The following is a 20,516-nucleotide window of genomic DNA, read 5'->3' on the forward strand; positions in this document are numbered from 1 at the left end:
AAACACGATGGCCCACGAAACCGCAACGCTCGCCGCCTATGTCGCCAAGCTGAAATTCGCCGATATTCCGGCGGAGGTGCTGGATCGCGCCAAGGTGCTGACGCTGGACTTTCTGGGCAGCGCCATCCGGGCGCGGCGCGAGGCCGAATCCACCCCGTCGCTGCTGAAGATGCTGGAAGCGCTGTCGCTCGACACCAAGGGCGATTCCACCGTGTTCGGCGACAGCAAGACCTGGACCCCGGCCGTGGCGGCGCTGCTGAACGGCGCCCTCGGTCATTCCCTCGATTTCGACGATACGCATGCGGACTCCTCGCTGCATCCGAGCGCGCCGGTGGTTCCGGCCGCCTTCGCCGTCGGCGAGATGGTCGGTGCCTCGGGGCGCGACGTGCTGACCGCGATCGTCGCGGGCTACGAAGTCTGCTGCAGGCTCGGAAACGCGCTCGACCCGACCTCGCATTATGCGCGCGGCTTCCACCCGACCGCGACCGCCGGCACCTATGGCGCGGCAGCTGCGGCGGCGAAACTGTTCGGGCTCTCCGAGCAACAGATCATCGCCGCCTTCGGCGTCGCCGGCAGCCAGGCCGCGGGCTCGCTGCAATTCTTGATGAACGGCGCCTGGAACAAGCGCTACCAGGTCGGCGCCGCCGCGATGAACGGCGTGATCGCCGCGACGCTGGCGCGCAACGATTTCGTCGGCGCGACGGAATCGGTCGAAGGCAAGCACGGCCTGCTCGCCGGCTACACCGACGATGCGCATCCCGACAAGGCGGTCGCCGGGCTCGGCAGGACCTACGAGACCATGAAGATCGGCGTGAAACCCTATCCGAGCTGCCGCTACACTCATGCCGCGATCGACGCGCTGATCGCGATGCGGCGCGAGCACAATCTGACGCCCGACCAGGTCAAGCGCGTCGAGATCGGCCTGCATCGCAACGGCATCACACTGACCGGCGATGCCGCCACCAAACGGCATCCGACCTCGATCGTCGGCGGCCAATTCTCGATGTTCTTCACCGGCGCGCTCGCGCTTGATCAAGGCTCATTCGGCTGGGACGACTACGCCAGGCTGGGCGATGCCGCGATCGACGCACTCGCCGACAAGTTCGACGTGGTGCAGGATGACCGGTTAGAGGTCGGCCGCACCCATCCCTTCGGCGCCCGCGTCAGCATCACGACTGAAGATGGCGTGCATGAGCGGCTCTATGCCGATCCGTCCGGCGAGCCGAATTCATTCCCGGATGCACAGGCGATGCAGCAGAAGTTTCTGACGCTGGCGCGGCCCGTGCTCAATGCACGGGCCGACAAGTTCGCCGATGCGATCATGACGCTGGAGCGGTTCGATCGCGTGGCGACGGCGACGGAGCTGGGACGGCAGTAGCGGCCTAATTCGCACCCGCCAACTTCCCCTGCTCGCGCGTGACAGCCACGACATCGCGCACGAGATCGAACACGCCATCCACTTCAGGCGGCCAATTCTGCGAGCGGCCCATTCGCACGATCACCAGACGTTCCGATGGAATGATGATCGCGTACTGCCCGATCGTGCCCTTGGCGAAGAAGGCATCGCGCGGCCAGCCGTGCTTGATGCGAAAATTTGCGCCAAAGCTGTCGCCCTGGTTGGTCCAGAAGCCCGCGCCGATGCCGACCCAGGCATTTGGCGTGGCGGACGCCGAGTAGTTCACCCAGCCCTCCGGCAGGATACGCTTGCCGCCGACGACGCCGTCATCGAGATAAAGCTGGCCGAACCGCGCCCAGTCGCGCGCGGACGCCATCATCTCGCCGGAGCCCTCGATCGTGCCCGAAGCGTCGAGCTGCAGCGTGACGTGATGCATGCCGAGCGGCGCGAACAATTCGTGGCGCGCGAAGGCGAGCGCATCGGCGGGCTTGCCGCCGGCGGCGTTGCGGATCAACTGCGCGAGGATGAGGTAGTTGCCGTCGTGATAGTTCCACGCCGTCCCCGGCGCTGTCGCGAGCGGCGCGCGCTCGGCAAAGCTCGCCATATCGTCCTCGGCATATTTCATGGTGTTGACCGGTTCGAGCACGGAGCCAAGCTTGGCCTCCAACGAGCTTCCGAGCGCAATGCCGGCGGTGTGACGCAACAACTGATCGACGGTGATGGCATGGCGCGGATCGTCAGGACTTTGCCAGGCGGCGACAGGCGCGGGCCCGGCGAGCTTCAGCTTGCCCTGGCGCACGAGGATGCCCGTCAGCGCCGACATCACCGACTTCGTCATGGAGAAGCCGAGCAGTTGCGTCTCCGGCCCGACGCCGTCGGCGTAGCGCTCGGCGATGATGCGGCCGGCCTTCATGACGACGATCGCGCGGGTGCGGCGATAAGGCGGCTGCGCGGGCTCAGTGAAGGCGCGGTCGAGCGCGGCTGCCAGGCCCTCGCTTTGCGGGGCGACAAGTCCCGGACCAGCGATCTCGGGCAACAAGGCAGGCTGCTTGTCGTCGGACGGCAATGCGACATTGGCAATCCCCTGCCCGTGCTCGAGTGTGCAGCCGAGCCCCTCGCGATAGACAGCATGGCTGCGGCCGATGCCGAACAGGGACACCGTGACATCCTTGCGCGTGCGATCGACCTGAAGATCCATCGCCCAGGTCAGCAGATCCGTGCCCGGCATCGCGCCGGTGGTGTCCGTGAGGTCGCGCCTGACATCGAGGCCGGAGACGAAAAATTCCGAGCAGAGCGTGTGGGCGATGAAGCCGGTGGCAACCTTCGGCACATCGCGGGCCCGCGCCGCGCCGAGCGCGAGGCCGGCACAGGCAATGGCGGTGGTGAGGAGGAGGATCTTGCGGCGGCGGGTCACGGGCTTTCTCCGGCTATGGGGCGAATGCGAAGAGCAGGCCGGATGCGGGCGAACCACGCTCGCCGGATTTGGAAATCGGCCTCGCCGAAACTGATCGGGGCTGATTGATTTCGGAATTCTTATGTAAATTCAAAGGCTTTAAATCTAGGCCGCGTCGGCCTTGAGCCGCCGGTACTCCGTCGGTGTCACGCCCGTCACCGACTTGAAGGCGCGGTTGAACGGGCCGAGGGACTGGAAGCCGGCGTCCATCGCGATGGTGATGACGGGAACCTCGGCCTGGGTGGGATCGGCCAGCGCCGCCTTGGCTTCCTCGATGCGGTGGTTGTTCAGGAACACATTGAAGTTGCGATAGCCGAGCCGTTGGTTGATCAGCCGGCGCAGCCGGTATTCCGGGATCTTCAGCCGGCCCGCCAGCACGCCGATGGTGATGTTCTCCTGGCGATAGATCCGCTCGTCAGCCATCAGCCGCATCAGGGCGTCGATGAGCTTTTGATCGGCGGCGTCATCGGCCGCAGGCTGACTGAAAACAATTGGTGGCGCCGCCTCCACTGCTGCCGGAAACAGATCCGCCCCGTCAACGCGCATCATAGCATAGACGATCGCAGCGACGGTGCAGGTCAGCGCGCCGGCATTGATGGTTTCGGCGACAGCACCGACGTGGTCGCCGGCGGCGGCAATCTGGAGCACCGCGTTCAGCCCGCCATAGAGCGCGATCGCGCAGACGATGAAGACGCGAACGCGGCGGCGGCGTTCGACCAGGTCGGCCGGCCAGGAGGCGATCATCTGCCCGACCGCAAGCGCGATGAAACCGAGCACGATCAGATTGACCATCGTCACCGAGAACCGCACATGGCCGCTGGGGGCAATCCAGACGCAGCCCGCGAAGCTGTAGGCCATCACCAGCGCCCAGATCAAACCGTGCCACCAGCGCAGGCGAAACTCGTCGTCGAACAGGGCGCGCGTAAACAACCAGAACACCACGATGGTGCCGGTCGACAACGCGATCAGCGGTGCATGCCAGAGCGGAACCCGCGACGTGACGTCCAGCGAATAGCTCACCGCATGCGCGACCGAGCCGAGCACAAAGGCCGCACCAAGGCGGGCAGCCAGCACATTGCGATAATCATGCAGCAGCGACGCCGCCAGCATCAGCAGCAGCGCGACGCTGGCGGCGCGAAAGGCGAGGTCGAGGGTGGCAAGGGTCATTGGACGCTGCGATCAGTCGCGGTTGCGGTCGGTCGAACATCGTTTGTTGGGCGCCTTTTTTCAAGGACCATCCGCGCACCACTGCTGGAGCGGCATCCACCGCTGTCATCGCCCGGCTCAAGCCGGGGCATGACAGCAGAGGATGTGGAGCTATTGCCCGCGAAGTCCGACGCAGGCTTTGTCGCGACGGCTATACGAAATTCTGCTACGATTAAGCGCAAGAAAGTCAAAAGGAGCCCGTCATGAGCTGGATGCCTGATAACGATCCCGTGCTCGGCGATCCCAAAACATGCGATGCGCTCGATCTCGTCATCGTGCCGCGCACCCGCGATCTCGGCGACGGATTCGAGGTGCGGCGGGCGCTGCCGCATGGCAAGCGGCAGATGGTCGGGCCCTTCATCTTCTTCGATCATTTCGGCCCCGTGCAGTTCGTCTCCGGCAAGGGCATGGACGTGCGGCCGCATCCGCATATCGGCCTTGCCACCGTGACCTATCTGTTCGACGGCTCCATCATGCATCGCGACAGCGAAGGCAATGTGCAGGAGATCGCGCCCGGCGCAATGAATCTCATGACCGCCGGGCGCGGCATCGCCCATTCCGAGCGCACGCCGGATGTGCAGCGCGCCTCGGGGCAGAAGATGCTCGGCCTGCAAAGCTGGATCGCGCTGCCTGAAGGCTCCGAGGAGATCGAGCCCTCGTTCCAGCATTATGCGGCGGGCGATCTGCCGATGATCTCCGAGCGCGATTTTACCGCGCGGGTGATCGCCGGATCCGCCTTCGGCATCGCCTCGCCGGTGAAGATGGTCTCGCCCTGGTTCTACACCGAGGTCACGGCCACCGCCGGCGCGACAGTACCGCTCGACCCCGATCACGAGGAGCGCGCGATCTATGTCGTCGACGGCGAGGTCGAGATCGCCAATGAGCGCTATGAAGGGCCCCGGCTGCTGATCTTCCGCCCCGGCGACCGCATCACAGTGAAGGCGCTCAAGGCGACGCGAATGATGTTTCTCGGCGGCGATGCATTGGAAGGCCCGCGCCACATCTGGTGGAATTTCGTCTCGTCCAGCAAGGAGCGGATCGAGCAGGCCAAGCAGGACTGGAAAACCGGTCGCTTCGCCGCAGTTCCGCAGGAACATGAGTTCATTCCGCTACCGGAATAGGCTAATCCGGTGCCCGGCCGCACCATCAGGCGCGGCCGGACTTATTTCCTGAAGGCCAAATCTACGAAAGCCTTGCGATGACCACCATGCTCTCCAGCGACCTGCCCCTGACCAAGATCGGCCGTGGCAAGGTGCGCGATATCTACGCCGTCGACGACGACCGCCTGCTGCTCCTCACCACCGACCGCATCAGCGCCTTCGACGTCGTGATGGGCGAGACCATCCCGATGAAGGGCGCGGTGCTGACCCAGATCAGCGCGTACTGGTTCAACAAGCTCGAAGGCATCGTGCCGCATCATATGATCAGCGCCGACACCGACGAGATCATCGCGGCCGTACCGGCGTTGAAGCCGCATCGTGCCGAGATCCTCGGCCGCGCCATGCTGTCCCGCCGCACTACCGTGTTTCCGATCGAATGCGTGATCCGCGGCTATCTCTCCGGCTCGGCCTGGAAGGAATATGCGGCGAGCGGCACGCTGGCGGGCGAGAAGCTGAAACCCGGCCTCGTCGAGAGCGAGAAGCTCGAGCCTTCAATCTTCAGCCCCGCGACCAAGGCCGAGACCGGTCATGACGAGAACATCACCATCGCGAAGATGCGCGAGGTCGTCGGCGACGAGGTGGCCTACACGCTCGAAAGCATGACGCGCGCGATCTACACGCTCGGCGAGGAGCTGGCGCGCGAGCAGGGCATCATCATCGCCGATACCAAGTTCGAGTTCGGCCGCGACAAGAACGGCCGCATCATCCTGATCGACGAAGTCATGACGCCGGACTCATCGCGCTTCTGGGCGGTCGATGCCTACAAGCCCGGCCAGTCGCAGGCGAGTTTCGACAAGCAGCCCTTGCGCGATTATCTCGACGCCGAGCGCCGCGCCGGCCGCTGGAACGGCGACGCGCCGCCGCCACCACTGCCGGCGAGTGTGGTGGATGCAACGAGCAAGCGGTACCTGGAAGCATATCGGCGGGTGACGGGCGAAGAGCTGAAGATTTAGCTCGGCTATATACTCTCGCTCCGTCATTGCGAGGAGCTCTTGCGGCGAAGCAATCCAGACTGTCTCAGTGGAAAGTTTCTGGATTGCTTCGCTTCCGCCTACGCTCTTCGAGCTACAGCGGACAAGTCGCTCGCAATGACGTGGAGGGACTCATGCGAGGCCTCACACCCCCGCCATCATCACGTATTTGATCTCGACATATTCTTCCATGCCGTGCCGTGAGCCTTCGCGGCCGAGGCCGCTTTCCTTGACGCCACCGAAGGGCGCGACCTCTGTCGTGATCAGGCCGGTGTTGACGCCCACCATGCCCGACTCCAGCGCTTCGGCGACGCGCCAAACGCGACCGATATCGCGGGAGTAGAAGTACGAGGCGAGGCCGAACGGAGAGGCGTTGCACATCGCGATGACGTCGGCTTCGTCCTTGAAGCGGATCACCGGCGCGAGCGGACCAAAAGTCTCCTCCTGGGAGACCAGCGAGTCCGGCTTCACATCAGCGAGCACCGTCGGCTCGAAGAAGGAGCGTCCGAGCTCGCTGCGTTTGCCGCCGGTGACGATTTTGGCGCCGCGCTTGACGGCATCCGCGATGTGACGCTCGACCTTGTCGACCGCCTTCATGTTGATCAGCGGGCCTTGCGTGACTCCACTCTCGGTGCCGTCGCCGATCTTCATCGCCGCGACCTTCGCCGACAGCTTCTTGACGAACTCGTCGTAGATCTTGTCCTGGGCGTAGAGGCGATTGGCGCAGACGCAGGTCTGGCCCATGTTGCGGTATTTCGAGACGATCGCGCCTTCAACCGCCGCGTCGATGTCGGCGTCGTCGAACACCACGAACGGCGCGTTGCCGCCGAGCTCGAGGCCGAGCCGCTTCACGCCGACCGAGGCCTGCTGGTAGAGGATCTTGCCGACGGCGGTCGAGCCGGTGAAGCCGACGAAGCGCACCGCTGGATGCTCGCACAACACCTTGCCAATCGGCGGCGCATCACCAGTGATGATGTTGAGCACGCCCTTGGGGATGCCGGCCTTCTCGGCGAGCACGGCCAGCGCGAGGGCCGAAAGCGGCGTCTCGTTGGCGGGCTTGAGGACCACGGTACAGCCCGCGGCCAGCGCCGGCGAGACCTTTCGCGTGATCATCGAGTTGGGGAAGTTCCACGGGGTGATGGCACCGCAGACGCCGATCGGCTGCTTGATCGCGAGCAGCCGCGCATCCGGCCGCTGCGTCGGAATGGTCTCGCCATAGACGCGGCGGGCTTCTTCCGCAAAGAACTCGATATAGGCGGCGCCGATATCGACCTCGCCAAGCGCTTCCGACAGCGGCTTGCCCTGTTCGGAGGTCAGGATCAGCGCGAGGTCCTCGCGGTTGGCGATGATCAGCTCGAACCATTTGCGCAAAATGTTGGAGCGCTGCTTGGCGGTGTGCTTGGCCCAGGCTGGAAACGCGCGCTGCGCGGCTTCGACCGCTTTAGTGGTATCATCAGCGCCGAGCTGCGGGACCTTTGCAATCTCGACACCGGTCGCGGGATTGTTCACGGCAAAAACCGGCGTGCCGACCCAGGCGCCGTCGATGTAGCAGGCCTCCTTCAGCAGCGACGGGTCCTTCAACCGGTCACGCAGGGTGGCGGTGGCGAGCTGGGCGCGTGCAGCGGCGGTCGGGGTCATGGCGTTACTCCTCGGACGATCATTTGGGGCGATCGGATCGGCCGGAATATAGGGACATCAGGCGCACAATGCACCGTCCCGCAACGCACATCTGCCGGGAGCTAAACTCGGAAGCGGCCAGCTCTTTACCTCTCCCCAGCGGGGAGAGGTCGATTTGCGCAGCAAATCGGGTGAGGGGGCGCAGGTCCCACGAGAGCGTAACCCCTCACCCGCGCCTGCGGCGCGACCTCTCCCTGTGGGAGAGGTGCAGCACCGACACTGCGGAGATGATCAAGCCGCGCCGCTCATATAGGTCTCGCGCCGGCCGATCATGCGTTCGGCCGCGGCCTTGGCGCTGGCCTTCGAGGAGGTCGCGCAGGTCCGGTATTCGAGATCGGGCGCATCCGAGGTATCGCGGCGGCCGAACCAGGACTTTGAGCCGACCGGCAGCAGCGCCAGCGCCTGGGCCAGATTGTCGACCGCGCCGAACGAATAGAGCGCGCCCGATCCGGCGATCCGCACCTCGTAAATGCCGGGCGAGATCGGCGCTTCCAGATTGTCGCCGCGTCCGGGACGGGGATAGCGCTTCCATTCGCTCCAGGTCGAAATCATTTTAAAGTCCCCTCGCGACCGATGGCGGTCGCCAATTTGTATCAAGTACCAACGTCAGCCGCCGATCGGGCCACGAGCTGAACGCCGCAACGCACAAAATGTTTCAAGTGCTTCAAACACCGGAAACATACTGCCTGAGCCTATCCAAGGTCACGGCCGGTTGCGGCCATCCACCGCAGATTGCGAAGAAGTGTTGCAGATCAGTCGTCCCGCGCGGAGCGCAGAGCGTCAAGTCACGACATCGCGACCACAGGGTGCATATCGCCACGCTTGCCGCGCGCGCCTTGCGGGAGGACAATCCGAACACTTCCAACAATAATCAAACCGGAGGAAACGCTGATGCAAAGCAAAGCCCAGATCGACGAGATTCTGCGCAAGATGAGCGATGCCAAGGACATTCCCGGCGTTGTTGCGATCGCCGCCAGCGGCAGCGACATTCTTTATCACGGCGCGTTCGGCAAGCGCGACCTGTCCAAGCCCGATGCGATGACAGCAGATAGCGTGTTCTGGATCGCCTCGATGACGAAGGCGGTGACATCAGCGGGCGCGATGCAGCTGGTCGAGCAAGGCAAGCTGTCGCTCGATGCGCCGATGGGATCGCTGCTGCCCGACCTCGCCAACCCGCAAGTGCTGGAAGGCTTTGACACCAAGGGCGAGCCAAAACTGCGGCCGGCGAAGCGTGCGATCACGCTGCGCCAGCTCATGACCCACACCGCAGGCTTCTGCTACGATATGTGGAACGGCGAATTCGCGCGCTATATGGAAAAGACCGGCACGCCGGGAATCATCACCTGTCAGAACGCCGCGCTGAAGACACCTGTGATGACCGATCCCGGCACACGCTGGGAATACGGCACCAACATCGATTTCGTCGGCAAGGCGGTGGAAGCCGTCAGCGGCAAGCGGCTCGATGCTTATCTGCGCGACAATCTGTTTGCGCCGCTCGGCATGAGCGACACCGGCTTCAAGATCAGCGACGGCATGCGCAAGCGCCTCGTCGGCATGCACGCCCGCGGCGAGGACGGCCAGCTTGCCGCGATGCCGTTCGAGCTCGAGCAGAATCCGGAATTCCACATGGGTGGCGGCGGCCTCTATTCGACCGCGGCCGACTACATCAAGTTCACCCAGATGATCCTGAACAAGGGCCGCGGCAACGGCAATCAGGTGCTGAAACCCGAGACGGTCGCCATGATGGGACAGAACCAGATGGGCGATCTCAACATGACCAAGATGACGACGGCAGCACCGCCCTACACCAACGACGTCGATCTCTATCCGGATCAGGCGAAGAAATGGGGCCTTAGCTTCATGATCAATACCGCCAAGACCGCGGAAGGCCGCAGCGCCGGCAGCCTCGCCTGGGCGGGCCTTGCCAACACCTACTACTGGATCGACCCGGCGCGCGATGTCACCGGCGTGATCCTGATGCAGCTGCTGCCGTTCGCGGATGCGAAATGCCTGCAGGCCTTCGCCGGCTTCGAGCGCGGCGTCTATGCCGGGCTCGATGCCGGAAGCGGGCAAAAGGCCGCGTAACCCCTTAGTATGAGGCGCGCGGCGTCGCGCGCCTCATCAGCAACGGATAACCTCGTGCCCAAACGCCAACGGCTTCAGGGCACGAGGCAATGATTTCGAGGAGACGACCTTGGCGAACGATCTTGCAGGCAAAGCCGACAGTTATGTGTGCGGCATCTCGGACGCGCCGCTGCTCGGCGACACCATCGGCCGCAGCCTCGACCACGCGGTGCGGCGCTGGGGCGGCCGCGAGGCGCTGGTCTCACCGAGCCACGGCGTGCGATGGACCTGGAAGGATTTCGCCGAACGGGTCGATGCGCTCGCCGCGGGCTTTCTCGCGCTTGGCCTCGAGCGCGGTGAGCGGATCGGCATCTGGTCGCTGAACCGGCCGGAATGGACGCTGACCCAGTTCGCCGCCGCCAAGGCCGGCTTGATCCTGGTGACGATCAATCCCGCCTATCGATTGAGCGAACTTGAATTCGCCCTGAAGAAGGTCGGCTGCGCTGCGATCGTCACCGCGACGGCGTTCAAGACCAGCCAATACATGGAGATGCTCAACACGCTGCTGCCGGAGCTGGCGAGCGCCGCGCCGGGGAAGCTCCAGGCAGCGCGGCTGCCGGCGCTGCGGATCGTGATCCAGATTGGCGGCCCTTCAGCATCGGGGACCATCCCGTTCGAGGACGTCGCCCGCATGGGCGGGCCTGCGCATCGCGAGCAGCTTGCTGCTCTCGGCGCCGCGCTTCAGTTCGACGATCCCGTCAATATCCAGTTCACCAGCGGCACCACGGGCTCGCCCAAGGGCGTGACGTTGACCCACCACAATATTCTCAACAACGGCTATTTCACGGGGCGCGCGATGCGGCTGACGGAAGCGGATCGCATCTGCATTCCCGTCCCGCTCTACCACTGCTTCGGCATGGTGATGGGCAACCTCGCCTCCGTCACACTGGGTGCGACCATGGTCTATCCCGGCGAGGGGTTTGATCCGCTGGCGACGTTGCGTGCGATCGAGCAGGAGAAATGCACGACGCTCTACGGCGTGCCGACCATGTTCATCGCGGAGCTCGATCATCCTGAATTCAAGAATTTCAATCTGAAATCGTTGCGCACCGGCATCATGGCCGGCGCGCCCTGCCCGATTGAGGTGATGAAGCGCGTCAACACCGAGATGAACATGCGCGAGGTCACAATCGCCTATGGCATGACCGAGACCAGTCCGGTCAGCTTCCAGAGCGCGACGGACGACCCGCTGGAGCGGCGCGTTTCCACCGTCGGGCGGATTCATCCGCATGTCGAGGTGAAGGTCGTCGATCTCGAAGGCAAGATCGTCAAGCGCGGCGAGCGTGGCGAGCTCTGCACCCGCGGCTACAGCGTCATGCTGGGCTATTGGGAGGAGAAGGAAAAGACCGGCGACGTGCTCGATGCCGCCGGCTGGATGCATACCGGCGACCTCGCCACCATCGACGACGAGGGCTATTGCAACATCGTCGGGCGCATCAAGGATCTGGTGATCCGCGGCGGCGAGAACCTCTATCCGCGCGAGATCGAGGAATTCTTGTACCGCCATCCCAAGATCCAGGACGTGCAGATCTTTGGCGTCGCCGATACGCGCTATGGCGAAGAGCTCTGCGCCTGGATCCGCGTGAGATCAGGCGAAACGCTGACCGCCGAAGAAGTCCGCGGCTTCTGCGACGGCCAGATCGCCCACAACAAGATCCCGCGCTACGTCGAGTTCGTCGACGAATTCCCGATGACCGTGACCGGCAAGATCCAGAAATTCGTGATGCGGGATGCCGTGGAGCAGCGACTGGGGCTAAAGGCGGCGAAGACGGCGTGAGGTGGGCGCACCGCCGTTGCCACATCGTCATTGCGAGGAGCTCTTGCGACGAAGCAATCCAGACTGCCTCCGCGGAACGACTGGATTGCTTCGCTTCGCTCGCAATGACGGGGAGAGAGACGACGACTAAACCGTCAGCCCGCGCTGCTGGGCCAGCTCCTTCAGCGACACTTGCGGACGCGCGCCGATGTGCTGGATCACTTCGGCGGCCGCAAGCGCGCCGAGCTCACCGCACTGCTTGTGCGACAGATCGCGCGAGAGACCATAGAGGAAACCGGCGGCGAACAGATCGCCGGCGCCGGTGGTATCGACCAGTTGCGTGATCGGCGAGGCAGGCGCGGCGACAGCGTCGGTCGGCGTCACCACCACGCAGCCCTTCTCGCTGCGGGTGACCACGCCGAGCTTGACGTCGCTGCGCAGCAGCTTCAGCGCGGTGTCGAAGTCGGAGGTCTCGTACAGCGAGTGCAATTCGGATTCGTTGGCGAACACGATGTCGGCGGTGCCGTTACGCATCAGCCCCAGAAATTCGTCGCGATAGCGGCCGACGCAGAAGGAGTCCGACAGCGTCAGCGCCACCTTACGGCCGGCCTCGTGGGCGATCTTGGAGGCCTTGAGGAAGGCCTCCTTGGCGCCCGGCGGGTCCCAGAGATAGCCTTCGAGATAGACGATCTTGGCAGCGGCGATCTCGGCCGGATCGATGTCGGCCGGCGACAGATCCTGCGCCGCGCCGAGATAGGTGTTCATGGTGCGCTCGCCGTCGCCCGTCACCAGGATGTAGGAGCAGCCGGTGGCGGGACCGTCCTTCGCGGGCGGTGTGTTGAAAGCAACGCCGGCGGCGCGGATGTCGTGGACGTAGAGCTTGCCGATCTGGTCGTCCTTGACCTTGCCGACATAAGCGGCGCGCGCGCCCAGGCTGCCGATGCCGACAATGGTGTTGGCGGCAGACCCCCCTGAGACTTCCGTCGCCGGGCCCATGTCATTGTAAATGGCGGCGGCCCGTGCCTCGTCAATCAGCGACATGCTGCCCTTGGTCATGCCGTGCTTCGCGAGAAAACCCTCATCGGTTCGGACCAGCACGTCGAACAACGCATTGCCGATGCCGAGAACGTCATATTTCACGTCAGCCATTCACTTTGATCCTGTTTGCCGGATTGCGGAGTTGCGGAAAATCCGCTTCCTGTCGGTCTGAAAATGTAGCTGGCGGCCTATCACGTTCGGCCGGGCCCGAGCAAGCAACGGTATTATAACAACCGATGATCCGCTCCTTCCTGACCGTCTCCACGGGAACATTGGCCTCGCGGCTGCTGGGCTTTGCGCGCGATTCCCTGATCGCGGCGCTGCTCGGCACCGGCACTGTCGCGGATGCGTTTCTGGCCGCCTTCCAGCTCGTCAACATGGTGCGGCGGCTGCTCAGCGAAGGGGCACTCAATGCCGCCCTGATCCCGGCCTGGCTGCGCGTCCGTGAGCGCGATGGCGAGGAAGCGGCGTCGGCCTTTGCGGGGCGGGTGCTCGGCACGGTGAGCGCATCCCTGATCGTGGTCTCGATCGGCATTGCGCTCATGATGCCGCTGATCATCATGATCATCGCACCGGGTTTCGTCGGCAGCGCCACGCTCGACCTCGCCGTCGAGAATGCGCGGCTGATGCTGCCTTATCTCGCCTTTGCGGGCCCGGTTACAGTGCTGATGGGTCTATTGAACGCGCAGGGGCGATTTGCACTCACGGCGTTCTCGCCCCTGCTGTTCAACATCGCGCTGATTGCCGCCATCGCCGTGCTGCTGCTTTGGCACGCCGATGCGGCTCTTTCTGCATGGATGCTGGCTGCTACCGTCGGCATCGCCGGCCTGCTGCAACTTGTGATGCTGGGCTCGCAGCGAAGCGCGCGCCTGGCGACGCCGTTGCGTGCAAGCTTCGACAAGGAGATGCGCGGATTCTTCGCCAAGGCCATTCCCGGCATGATCGCAAGCTCTGGCCCGCAATGGCTGATGGTATCAGGCGCGATCATCGCCTCCACGACGCCATCGGCCGTGTCCTGGCTCTATTTCGCCAACCGCCTGATCGAGCTGCCGCTCGGCATTGTCGGCGTCGCCATGGGCACGGTGCTGGTGCCGGAATTGACCCGTGCGGTCGGCAGCGGCGATCGCGACGCGGTGGCGCATGCCGAATCGCGCGCGCTGGAGCTGGCGACCGGGCTCGCGCTGCCGGCCACGCTGGGCCTTGCCATTCTGGCAGAACCAATCGTGCGGCTGCTGTTCGAACATGGCGCCTTCGGCGCGGAGGACAGCACCGCAACGGCACACGCGTTGATGTGGCTGGCGCTGGGCCTGCCGGCGCATGTGCTGATCAAGGCGCTGTCGCCGGCCTTTTTCGCACGCAGCGACACGATGACGCCGCTGCTGGCGACGGCCAAGGGCCTTGTGGTCGCAATGGCCCTCGCCGTCCTGCTCGGGCATTTCTTCGGCGCAAGCGGAATCGCCGCCAGCATCGCGGCCGGCGCCTGGAGCAGCGCCGTCTCGCTGCTCCGGAAAGGCACCAGCGAATTCGGCTTCTCGGTGGACACATCAGCCCGCAAGCGGCTGCCGCGGATCGTGCTTGCCGCAGCCGCCATGGGCGCCCTGCTCTGGCTGACCACAAGTCTGATGCCGGCTGAGGCCCATGGCCTCATTCGCTTTATTGTGCTGGGCCTTCAGATTGCGGCCGGGATCGCCGTCTACGGCCTGCTCCTGCAAATCCTCGGCGCGGCCTCCTGGCGCGAGGCGGCGGCCGCCCTGAAGCGGCCCGGCTGAATAGGTCCCGCTGCGAAATGCCCTTGACGGGGCAGCCCCGCTGTTGGAAACGACGGCCGACCACCTAAGAGAAGGCGTGCCATGCCATTCGTTGAACGGGTTTTTTCGGGCGTCCAGCCGACGGGCAATCTGCACCTCGGCAACTACCTCGGCGCGATCGTCAACTTCGTGAAGATGCAGGAAACCCACAACTGCATCTATTGCGTCGTCGACATGCACGCGATCACCCAAGGCCTGGATGTCTGGGGCGGACCGGTCGAGCTCGCGCGCAACACCCGCGAGGTGACCGCGGCGTTCATCGCCGCCGGCATCGATCCGAAGAAGCACATCGTGTTCAACCAGAGCCAGGTCTCCGGCCATGCCGAGCTTGCCTGGATCTTCAACTGCGTCGCGCGCATGGGCTGGCTCGGCCGCATGACTCAGTTCAAGGAGAAGGCCGGCAAGGACCGCGAGAACGCCTCGGTCGGGCTGTTCGACTATCCCGTGTTGATGGCCGCCGACATCCTGCTCTACCGCGCCACCCATGTTCCCGTGGGCGAGGACCAAAAGCAGCATCTCGAGCTCTCGCGCGACATCGCGCAGAAGTTCAACAATGATTTCGGCGATTCCATTCGCGCCCAGGGCACCAATGACGGCCTGTTCTTCCCGCTGCCGGAACCCTTCATCACCGGCCCGGCGACGCGCGTGATGAGCTTGCGCGACGGTACCAAGAAGATGTCGAAGTCGGATGCGTCGGACAATTCGCGCATCAACCTGACCGACGACGCCGACACTATCGCGCAGAAGATCCGCAAGGCGAAGACCGACCCGGAGCCGTTGCCGAGTGAAGAGAAGGGCCTGGAAGCGCGCCCCGAGGCGGACAATCTCGTCGGCATTTTCGCGGCCCTCTCCGATCGCTCCAAGGCCGACGTGCTCCGCGAGTTCGGCGGCGGGCAGTTCTCCAGCTTCAAGAACGCGCTGGCCGAGCTGTGCGTCAGCAAGCTCGCACCGATCGCCGGCGAGATGAAGCGCCTGGTTGCGGACCCCGGCCACATCGACGCCATCCTGAACGATGGTTCCGACCGGGCTCGCGCCATCGCCGAGGAGACCATGAAGCTCTCCAAGGACATCGTCGGCTTCATCCGCCGGCGCTGACACTGGCTTACCCTCCCCCTCCAGGGGAGGGTAAGCTGGCGCCTAACCCGTTGATATGGCGGCGAAACTCCCTCACCGCCCCTTGATCGTGCGTTCTCCGTCGCCATCTGCTAGGGAAGAGGCCACGCGCCGGCCTTGAACCGGCGACGTCTGGAGAAAACCATGTTCATTCAAACCGAAGCCACCCCCAATCCCGCCACGCTGAAGTTCATTCCCGGCCGCGTCGTTTCCGACGGCAACCCGATGGAGTTTGCGAGCCGCGAAGCCGCAACCCGTTCGCCGCTCGCGGAAAAGCTGTTCGAAGTGCCCGGCGTTACCGGCGTGTTCTATGGATCGGATTTCATCACCGTCACCAAGGCGAACGGTGAATGGCAACAGCTCAAGCCTGCGATCCTGGGTGCCATCATGGAGCACTACATGTCCGGCGCGCCGCTGCTCGCCGACGGCGCGGCTGCGAGCGATGTCGATCTCGACGACGAGGACGAGTTCTTCGACGAGGCCGACGCCGAGACGGTCGACATGATCAAGGATTTGATCGAGACGCGGGTGCGGCCGGCGGTCGCCAATGACGGCGGCGACATCACCTTCCGCGGTTTCAAGGACGGGATCGTCTATCTCAACATGAAGGGCGCCTGCTCGGGCTGCCCGTCATCAACCGCAACGCTCCAGCACGGCATCCAGAATTTGCTGAAGCACTTCGTGCCTGACGTGGTCGAAGTCCGGCCGATGTGACGACGTCGTCGCCATTTCGGGGCGGTCCGTAGGACCGAACCCGGAATCTCGAGTTTCCGGGTCTGGTGCCAACGCACCATCCCGGAATGACGGCTCTTGTAACCGGTGGGCGGATGGTGAGTAGCGAATGGCGAATGGCATTCCGATCGGATAGACTGCCCACCATTCGCCACCTACCATTCGCTTTTTCATGCTGATCCTTGCCATCGATACCGCGCTGGAGGCGTGCGCGGCCGCCGTGCTCGATACCGACGCCGGCGAGCTCCTTGCGCAGGAGCAATCGCTCATGAAGCGCGGCCACGCCGAGGCGCTGATGCCGATGATCGCGCGCGTCATGCAATCGGCCGGTCTCGCGTTCACGGCGCTCGACCGCATCGCTGTGACGGTCGGTCCCGGGAGCTTCACCGGCTTGCGCGTCGGCATTTCAGCAGCACGCGGTCTTGCGCTCGCAGCCAAGCGGCCGGCGGTGGGCCTCACGACACTCTCCGCGTATGCGGCCCCCATCGTTGGCCGGAGCGGTTCGGCGCCCGTGATCTCGGCGATCGATGCGCGGCACGACCACGTCTATTTCCAGATCGTCGCCGGCGACGGCAGTCAGCTCGTGCAGCCAGGCATCGCCCCCATCGACGAGGCGTTCGCAGCTTCGCAGTTCGGCGCGCCGCATCTGGTCGGCAATGCCGCCAGGATTCTTGCCGAGCGCTGGCCGAAGGATGCGCCACAACCTGTTACTGTCGACGCACTGCCCGCACCCGACATCAGCTGGGTCGCGTGGCTCGGCGCCGCGGCCAATCCCGACACCAATCCGGCGCGGCCGTTTTATTTGAAGGCGCCCGATGCAAAGCCGGCCGCATTGCCGCCGCTCGCACACGCCGCAAGCTCATGATGAGATGGTTTTCGGATTGGTGGCGCGGCGGCACGGCCGCCGTCGAGCCGGCGTCGGCGCGCGACGCGGCACGGCTGGCGCAGCTTCACGGCACTTCTTTCGCGCATGGCTGGGGCGAGAGCGAGTTCGAGACCATGCTCAGCGAGCGCAACACGCTCGTCCACCGCTTGCGCCTCGGCCGCAAAATCATCGGCTTCGCGGTGTCGCGGATCGGCGCGGACGAGGCCGAGATCCTCTCGGTCGCGGTCGATCCGTCCTACCGCGGCCGCGGCCTCTCCCGCGCGCTGCTGATGACCCATCTCGGTCACCTCGCAGGGCGTGGCGTGCGCACAATCTTTCTGGAGGTCGAGGAGAACAACCAGCCCGCACGACGGCTCTATGACCGGGCCGGATTCGTGGTGGTCGGACGCCGCGAACGCTACTATAAGCAGGCCAACGGGGAACAATTGAACGCACTTCTGATGCGACGTGACTTGTCGTAACATTGATGGCAGAAAGCGCCCCGTCAGGCGGATACGATATGACCGGACTCAAACCTTCTTCGGCATCCAAGACAACCGGCATCGAGGCGCGCTGTGCCGCCACCGGCATGCGCATGACCGAGCAGCGCCGCGTGATCGCGCGCGTCCTTGCGGAAGCGGTCGATCACCCCGACGTCGAGGAATTGTACCGGCGCTGTGTCGCCGTCGACGACAAGATTTCGATCTCGACCGTCTATCGCACCGTCAAGCTGTTCGAGGATGCCGGCATCATCGAGCGCCACGATTTCCGCGAGGGCCGCGCGCGCTACGAGACGATGCGCGACAGCCATCACGACCATCTCATCAACCTGCGCGACGGCAAAGTGATCGAGTTCACCTCCGAAGAGATCGAGAAGCTGCAGGCGGAGATCGCCCGCAAGCTCGGCTACAAGCTGGTCGATCACAGGCTCGAGCTCTATTGCGTCCCGCTCGACGACGACAAACCGACGTCCTAGGTCTCGTGCCAATAGATCTCATCATTTTCGATTGCGACGGCGTCCTCGTGGACAGCGAGTTGATCTCCTGTCGCGCGCATGCGGATGTGCTGACCCGGCACGGCTATCCGATCACGTCGGAGCAGGTGTCCGCACGCTTCCTCGGCCGCTCGACAAAACAGGCCAATCTCGAGATCGAAAGTGAGCTCGGCCGCAAGCTGCCCGAGGCCTATCACGGCGATCTCCAGGACGAGCTGTTTCGCGCCTTCGAAGCCGACCTCGAAGCGATCCGCGGCATCCACGACGTCCTCGATGTCGTGACGCAACGTGTCTGCGTTGCCTCGAGCGGTACGCATCCGCGCATGCAAGTGAGTCTCGGAAGCACGGGACTCTATGAACGCTTCGCGCCGAATATCTTCTCGTCCTCGCAGGTGGCGAACGGCAAGCCGGCACCGGACCTGTTCCTGTTCGCAGCCAAGCAGATGGGCGTGCCGCCGGAGCGCTGCATCGTGATCGAGGACAGCCTTGCCGGCATTGCCGGCGCGCGAGCGGCCGGGATGAAAGTGTTCGGCTTTTACGGTGGCAGCCATTGCGCCGACGGCCATGCCGAGACCCTGCGCCAGGCCGGCGCCGACCTGACCTTTGCCGACATGCATCAATTACCGGAGCTGGTCCGGCGGGTCGCGGCTGACGCCCTGGCGGGCTAAATCCGGCGCCAAAACTCGCGATTCCGCACGTCACCGCCCGGAATGGCTCCTTTCGTCCCTCAATCGCTGGATTTTCGGCCCCTCAGCCTATATCTGAGGGCCGTCCTCCACCGCCATTTTCGGGTTCCATGACGCCGCCGCGCAAGCTGCACATCAAATCATATGGCTGCCAGATGAACGTCTACGATGCCCAGCGCATGGTGGACACGCTGGCTCCGGAAGGATTCGTGGAGACTGAGAGCGCCGAGGACGCGGACCTCGTCATCCTCAACACCTGCCACATCCGCGAGAAGGCCTCTGAAAAGGTCTATTCCGAGCTCGGCCGACTGCGCGTCGCCAAGGACGAGGCCGCGCGCGAGGGTCGCGCCATGCAGATCGCCGTTGCAGGCTGCGTCGCGCAGGCCGAAGGCGAGGAGATCGTGCGCCGCGCGCCAACGGTCGACGTCGTGGTGGGACCGCAGAGCTATCATCATCTGCCCGAGTTGTTGAAGCGCGCCGGCAACGAAGGCCGCGCGATCGAGACCGAGTTTCCCGCCGCCGACAAGTTCGGCTTCCTGGCCCAGCCCAAGCCCGACGCGATCCGCGCACGCGGCATTTCGGCCTTTGTCACGGTGCAGGAAGGCTGCGACAAGTTCTGCACCTTCTGCGTCGTGCCCTATACGCGCGGCTCGGAAGTCTCGCGCCCCGTGGCGAAGATTGTCGACGACGTGAAGCGGCTCGCCGACAATGGCGTGCGCGAGCTGACGCTGATCGGACAGAACGTCAACGCCTATCATGGCGAGGGACCGGACGGGAAAACCTGGGGTCTTGGCCGATTGCTCGAACATTTGGCGACCGTTCCAGGCATCGCCCGGCTGCGCTATTCGACCAGCCATCCCCGCGATGTCGATGACAGTTTGATTGCAGCCCATCGCGATCTCGATGCCTTGATGCCGTTCGTGCATCTGCCGGTGCAGTCGGGCTCGGACCGGATTCTCGCCGCCATGAACCGGAAACATACCGCCGATGATTATCGACGAGTCATCGACCGTTTCCGCGCCGCGCGCCAAGACATTGCTTTTTCATCAGATTTTATCGTCGGCTTCCCCGGCGAGAGCGAGCAAGATTTTCTCGCCACCCTCGCGCTTGTCACGCAAATCGGCTACGCTGCGGCGTATTCGTTCAAATACTCCGCCCGGCCGGGAACGCCGGCCGCGGATATGCAGGAGACGGTGTCCCCCGCCGAGATGGACCAGCGATTGGAGCGGCTCCAGGAATTGATCGACAGCCAGCAATCGGCCTTCAACAAGGCTGCGGTTGGCTCAACGGTCGACGTGCTGTTCGAACGTCCGGCGCGCAAGGACGGCCAGATCGTCGGCCGCACCGCCTTCCTCCAGCCCGCGCATGTGATGGCCTCGCCTGACATCATCGGACAAATCCTGCCGGTCAGGATCGACAGCCTCGAGCGCTACAGCTTCCTCGGCGAGCTCGCCACGCCACGCAATGTGCGCGCGCCCGCTTTATCATCCATCGCCAGTGGAGCCTGAACCCTTGCCAAAAAGCGCATCGGATTCGT

General features: G+C 64.3%; 18 protein-coding genes. 13 read left to right on the top strand and 5 right to left on the bottom strand.

What is annotated here, in order from left to right; translation table 11 throughout:
* Positions 1–7 precede the first annotated feature (7 nt).
* Complete coding sequence (locus tag L6639_RS08140) at positions 8–1,378, top strand: MmgE/PrpD family protein (RefSeq protein WP_237860574.1); 1,371 nt, start codon at positions 8–10, stop codon at positions 1,376–1,378.
* Between the two features lie 4 nt (positions 1,379–1,382).
* On the opposite strand, the gene L6639_RS08145 is transcribed toward L6639_RS08140, so the two are convergent.
* Positions 1,383–2,810: a serine hydrolase domain-containing protein gene (locus L6639_RS08145; RefSeq protein ID WP_237860576.1), complete on the bottom strand. Its 1,428-nt coding sequence runs from the start codon at positions 2,808–2,810 to the stop codon at positions 1,383–1,385.
* A gap of 144 nt (positions 2,811–2,954) precedes the next feature.
* On the bottom strand, positions 2,955–4,016 hold the full coding sequence (locus L6639_RS08150) for an AraC family transcriptional regulator (protein ID WP_237860579.1): 1,062 nt from the start codon (positions 4,014–4,016) through the stop codon (positions 2,955–2,957).
* 242 nt (positions 4,017–4,258) lie between these two features.
* On the opposite strand from L6639_RS08150, the gene L6639_RS08155 reads away from it, so the two are divergent.
* The gene (locus L6639_RS08155; protein WP_237860582.1) at positions 4,259–5,176 is read left to right on the top strand and encodes a pirin family protein; all 918 of its coding nucleotides are present in this window, start codon (positions 4,259–4,261) and stop codon (positions 5,174–5,176) included.
* Positions 5,177–5,253: 77 nt separating this feature from the next.
* Entirely contained in the window at positions 5,254–6,168 is a 915-nt protein-coding gene (locus L6639_RS08160; protein WP_237860585.1) for a phosphoribosylaminoimidazolesuccinocarboxamide synthase, read from the top strand.
* Between the two features lie 162 nt (positions 6,169–6,330).
* On the opposite strand, the gene L6639_RS08165 is transcribed toward L6639_RS08160, so the two are convergent.
* Positions 6,331–7,824 carry an NAD-dependent succinate-semialdehyde dehydrogenase gene (locus L6639_RS08165; protein WP_237860587.1) on the bottom strand — a complete coding sequence of 498 codons (1,494 nt, stop codon included), beginning with the start codon at positions 7,822–7,824 and terminating at the stop codon, positions 6,331–6,333.
* Between the two features lie 270 nt (positions 7,825–8,094).
* The gene (locus L6639_RS08170; RefSeq protein WP_128948714.1) at positions 8,095–8,415 is read right to left on the bottom strand and encodes a hypothetical protein; all 321 of its coding nucleotides are present in this window, start codon (positions 8,413–8,415) and stop codon (positions 8,095–8,097) included.
* 339 nt (positions 8,416–8,754) lie between these two features.
* On the opposite strand from L6639_RS08170, the gene L6639_RS08175 reads away from it, so the two are divergent.
* Complete coding sequence (locus L6639_RS08175; protein WP_237860588.1) at positions 8,755–9,948, top strand: serine hydrolase domain-containing protein; 1,194 nt, start codon at positions 8,755–8,757, stop codon at positions 9,946–9,948.
* A gap of 109 nt (positions 9,949–10,057) precedes the next feature.
* Complete coding sequence (locus L6639_RS08180) at positions 10,058–11,764, top strand: AMP-binding protein (protein WP_237860590.1); 1,707 nt, start codon at positions 10,058–10,060, stop codon at positions 11,762–11,764.
* A 126-nt stretch (positions 11,765–11,890) separates the two neighbouring features.
* Here the strand turns inward: L6639_RS08180 and L6639_RS08185 are convergent, their stop codons facing one another.
* Positions 11,891–12,892, bottom strand: a complete 1,002-nt coding sequence (locus L6639_RS08185; RefSeq protein ID WP_237860592.1) for an adenosine kinase — start codon at positions 12,890–12,892, stop codon at positions 11,891–11,893.
* Positions 12,893–13,017: 125 nt separating this feature from the next.
* Here L6639_RS08185 and murJ point away from each other — a divergent pair, with 125 nt between their 5' ends.
* From murJ to miaB, 8 genes are all read left to right on the top strand, one after another.
* Positions 13,018–14,550 carry a murein biosynthesis integral membrane protein MurJ gene (gene murJ / locus L6639_RS08190; RefSeq protein ID WP_237860594.1) on the top strand — a complete coding sequence of 511 codons (1,533 nt, stop codon included), beginning with the start codon at positions 13,018–13,020 and terminating at the stop codon, positions 14,548–14,550.
* A gap of 81 nt (positions 14,551–14,631) precedes the next feature.
* Positions 14,632–15,684: a tryptophan--tRNA ligase gene (gene trpS / locus L6639_RS08195; protein WP_237860597.1), complete on the top strand. Its 1,053-nt coding sequence runs from the start codon at positions 14,632–14,634 to the stop codon at positions 15,682–15,684.
* A 162-nt stretch (positions 15,685–15,846) separates the two neighbouring features.
* On the top strand, positions 15,847–16,416 hold the full coding sequence (locus L6639_RS08200) for a NifU family protein (RefSeq protein ID WP_237860598.1): 570 nt from the start codon (positions 15,847–15,849) through the stop codon (positions 16,414–16,416).
* Positions 16,417–16,606: 190 nt separating this feature from the next.
* Positions 16,607–17,299, top strand: a complete 693-nt coding sequence (gene tsaB / locus L6639_RS08205; protein WP_237860600.1) for a tRNA (adenosine(37)-N6)-threonylcarbamoyltransferase complex dimerization subunit type 1 TsaB — start codon at positions 16,607–16,609, stop codon at positions 17,297–17,299.
* Positions 17,296–17,781 carry a ribosomal protein S18-alanine N-acetyltransferase gene (gene rimI / locus L6639_RS08210; protein ID WP_237860602.1) on the top strand — a complete coding sequence of 162 codons (486 nt, stop codon included), beginning with the start codon at positions 17,296–17,298 and terminating at the stop codon, positions 17,779–17,781. Before tsaB ends, rimI begins: the two co-directional genes overlap by 4 nt.
* A 38-nt stretch (positions 17,782–17,819) precedes the next feature.
* Positions 17,820–18,275, top strand: a complete 456-nt coding sequence (locus L6639_RS08215; protein ID WP_237860604.1) for a Fur family transcriptional regulator — start codon at positions 17,820–17,822, stop codon at positions 18,273–18,275.
* A 5-nt stretch (positions 18,276–18,280) separates the two neighbouring features.
* Complete coding sequence (locus L6639_RS08220; protein WP_237860605.1) at positions 18,281–18,961, top strand: HAD family hydrolase; 681 nt, start codon at positions 18,281–18,283, stop codon at positions 18,959–18,961.
* Positions 18,962–19,089: 128 nt separating this feature from the next.
* Positions 19,090–20,487, top strand: a complete 1,398-nt coding sequence (gene miaB, locus L6639_RS08225) for a tRNA (N6-isopentenyl adenosine(37)-C2)-methylthiotransferase MiaB (RefSeq protein ID WP_237860607.1) — start codon at positions 19,090–19,092, stop codon at positions 20,485–20,487.
* Positions 20,488–20,516 lie beyond the last annotated feature (29 nt).

The organism is Bradyrhizobium zhengyangense (assembly GCF_022012555.1).
GTDB classification, from domain to species: Bacteria; Pseudomonadota; Alphaproteobacteria; order Rhizobiales; family Xanthobacteraceae; genus Bradyrhizobium; species Bradyrhizobium zhengyangense.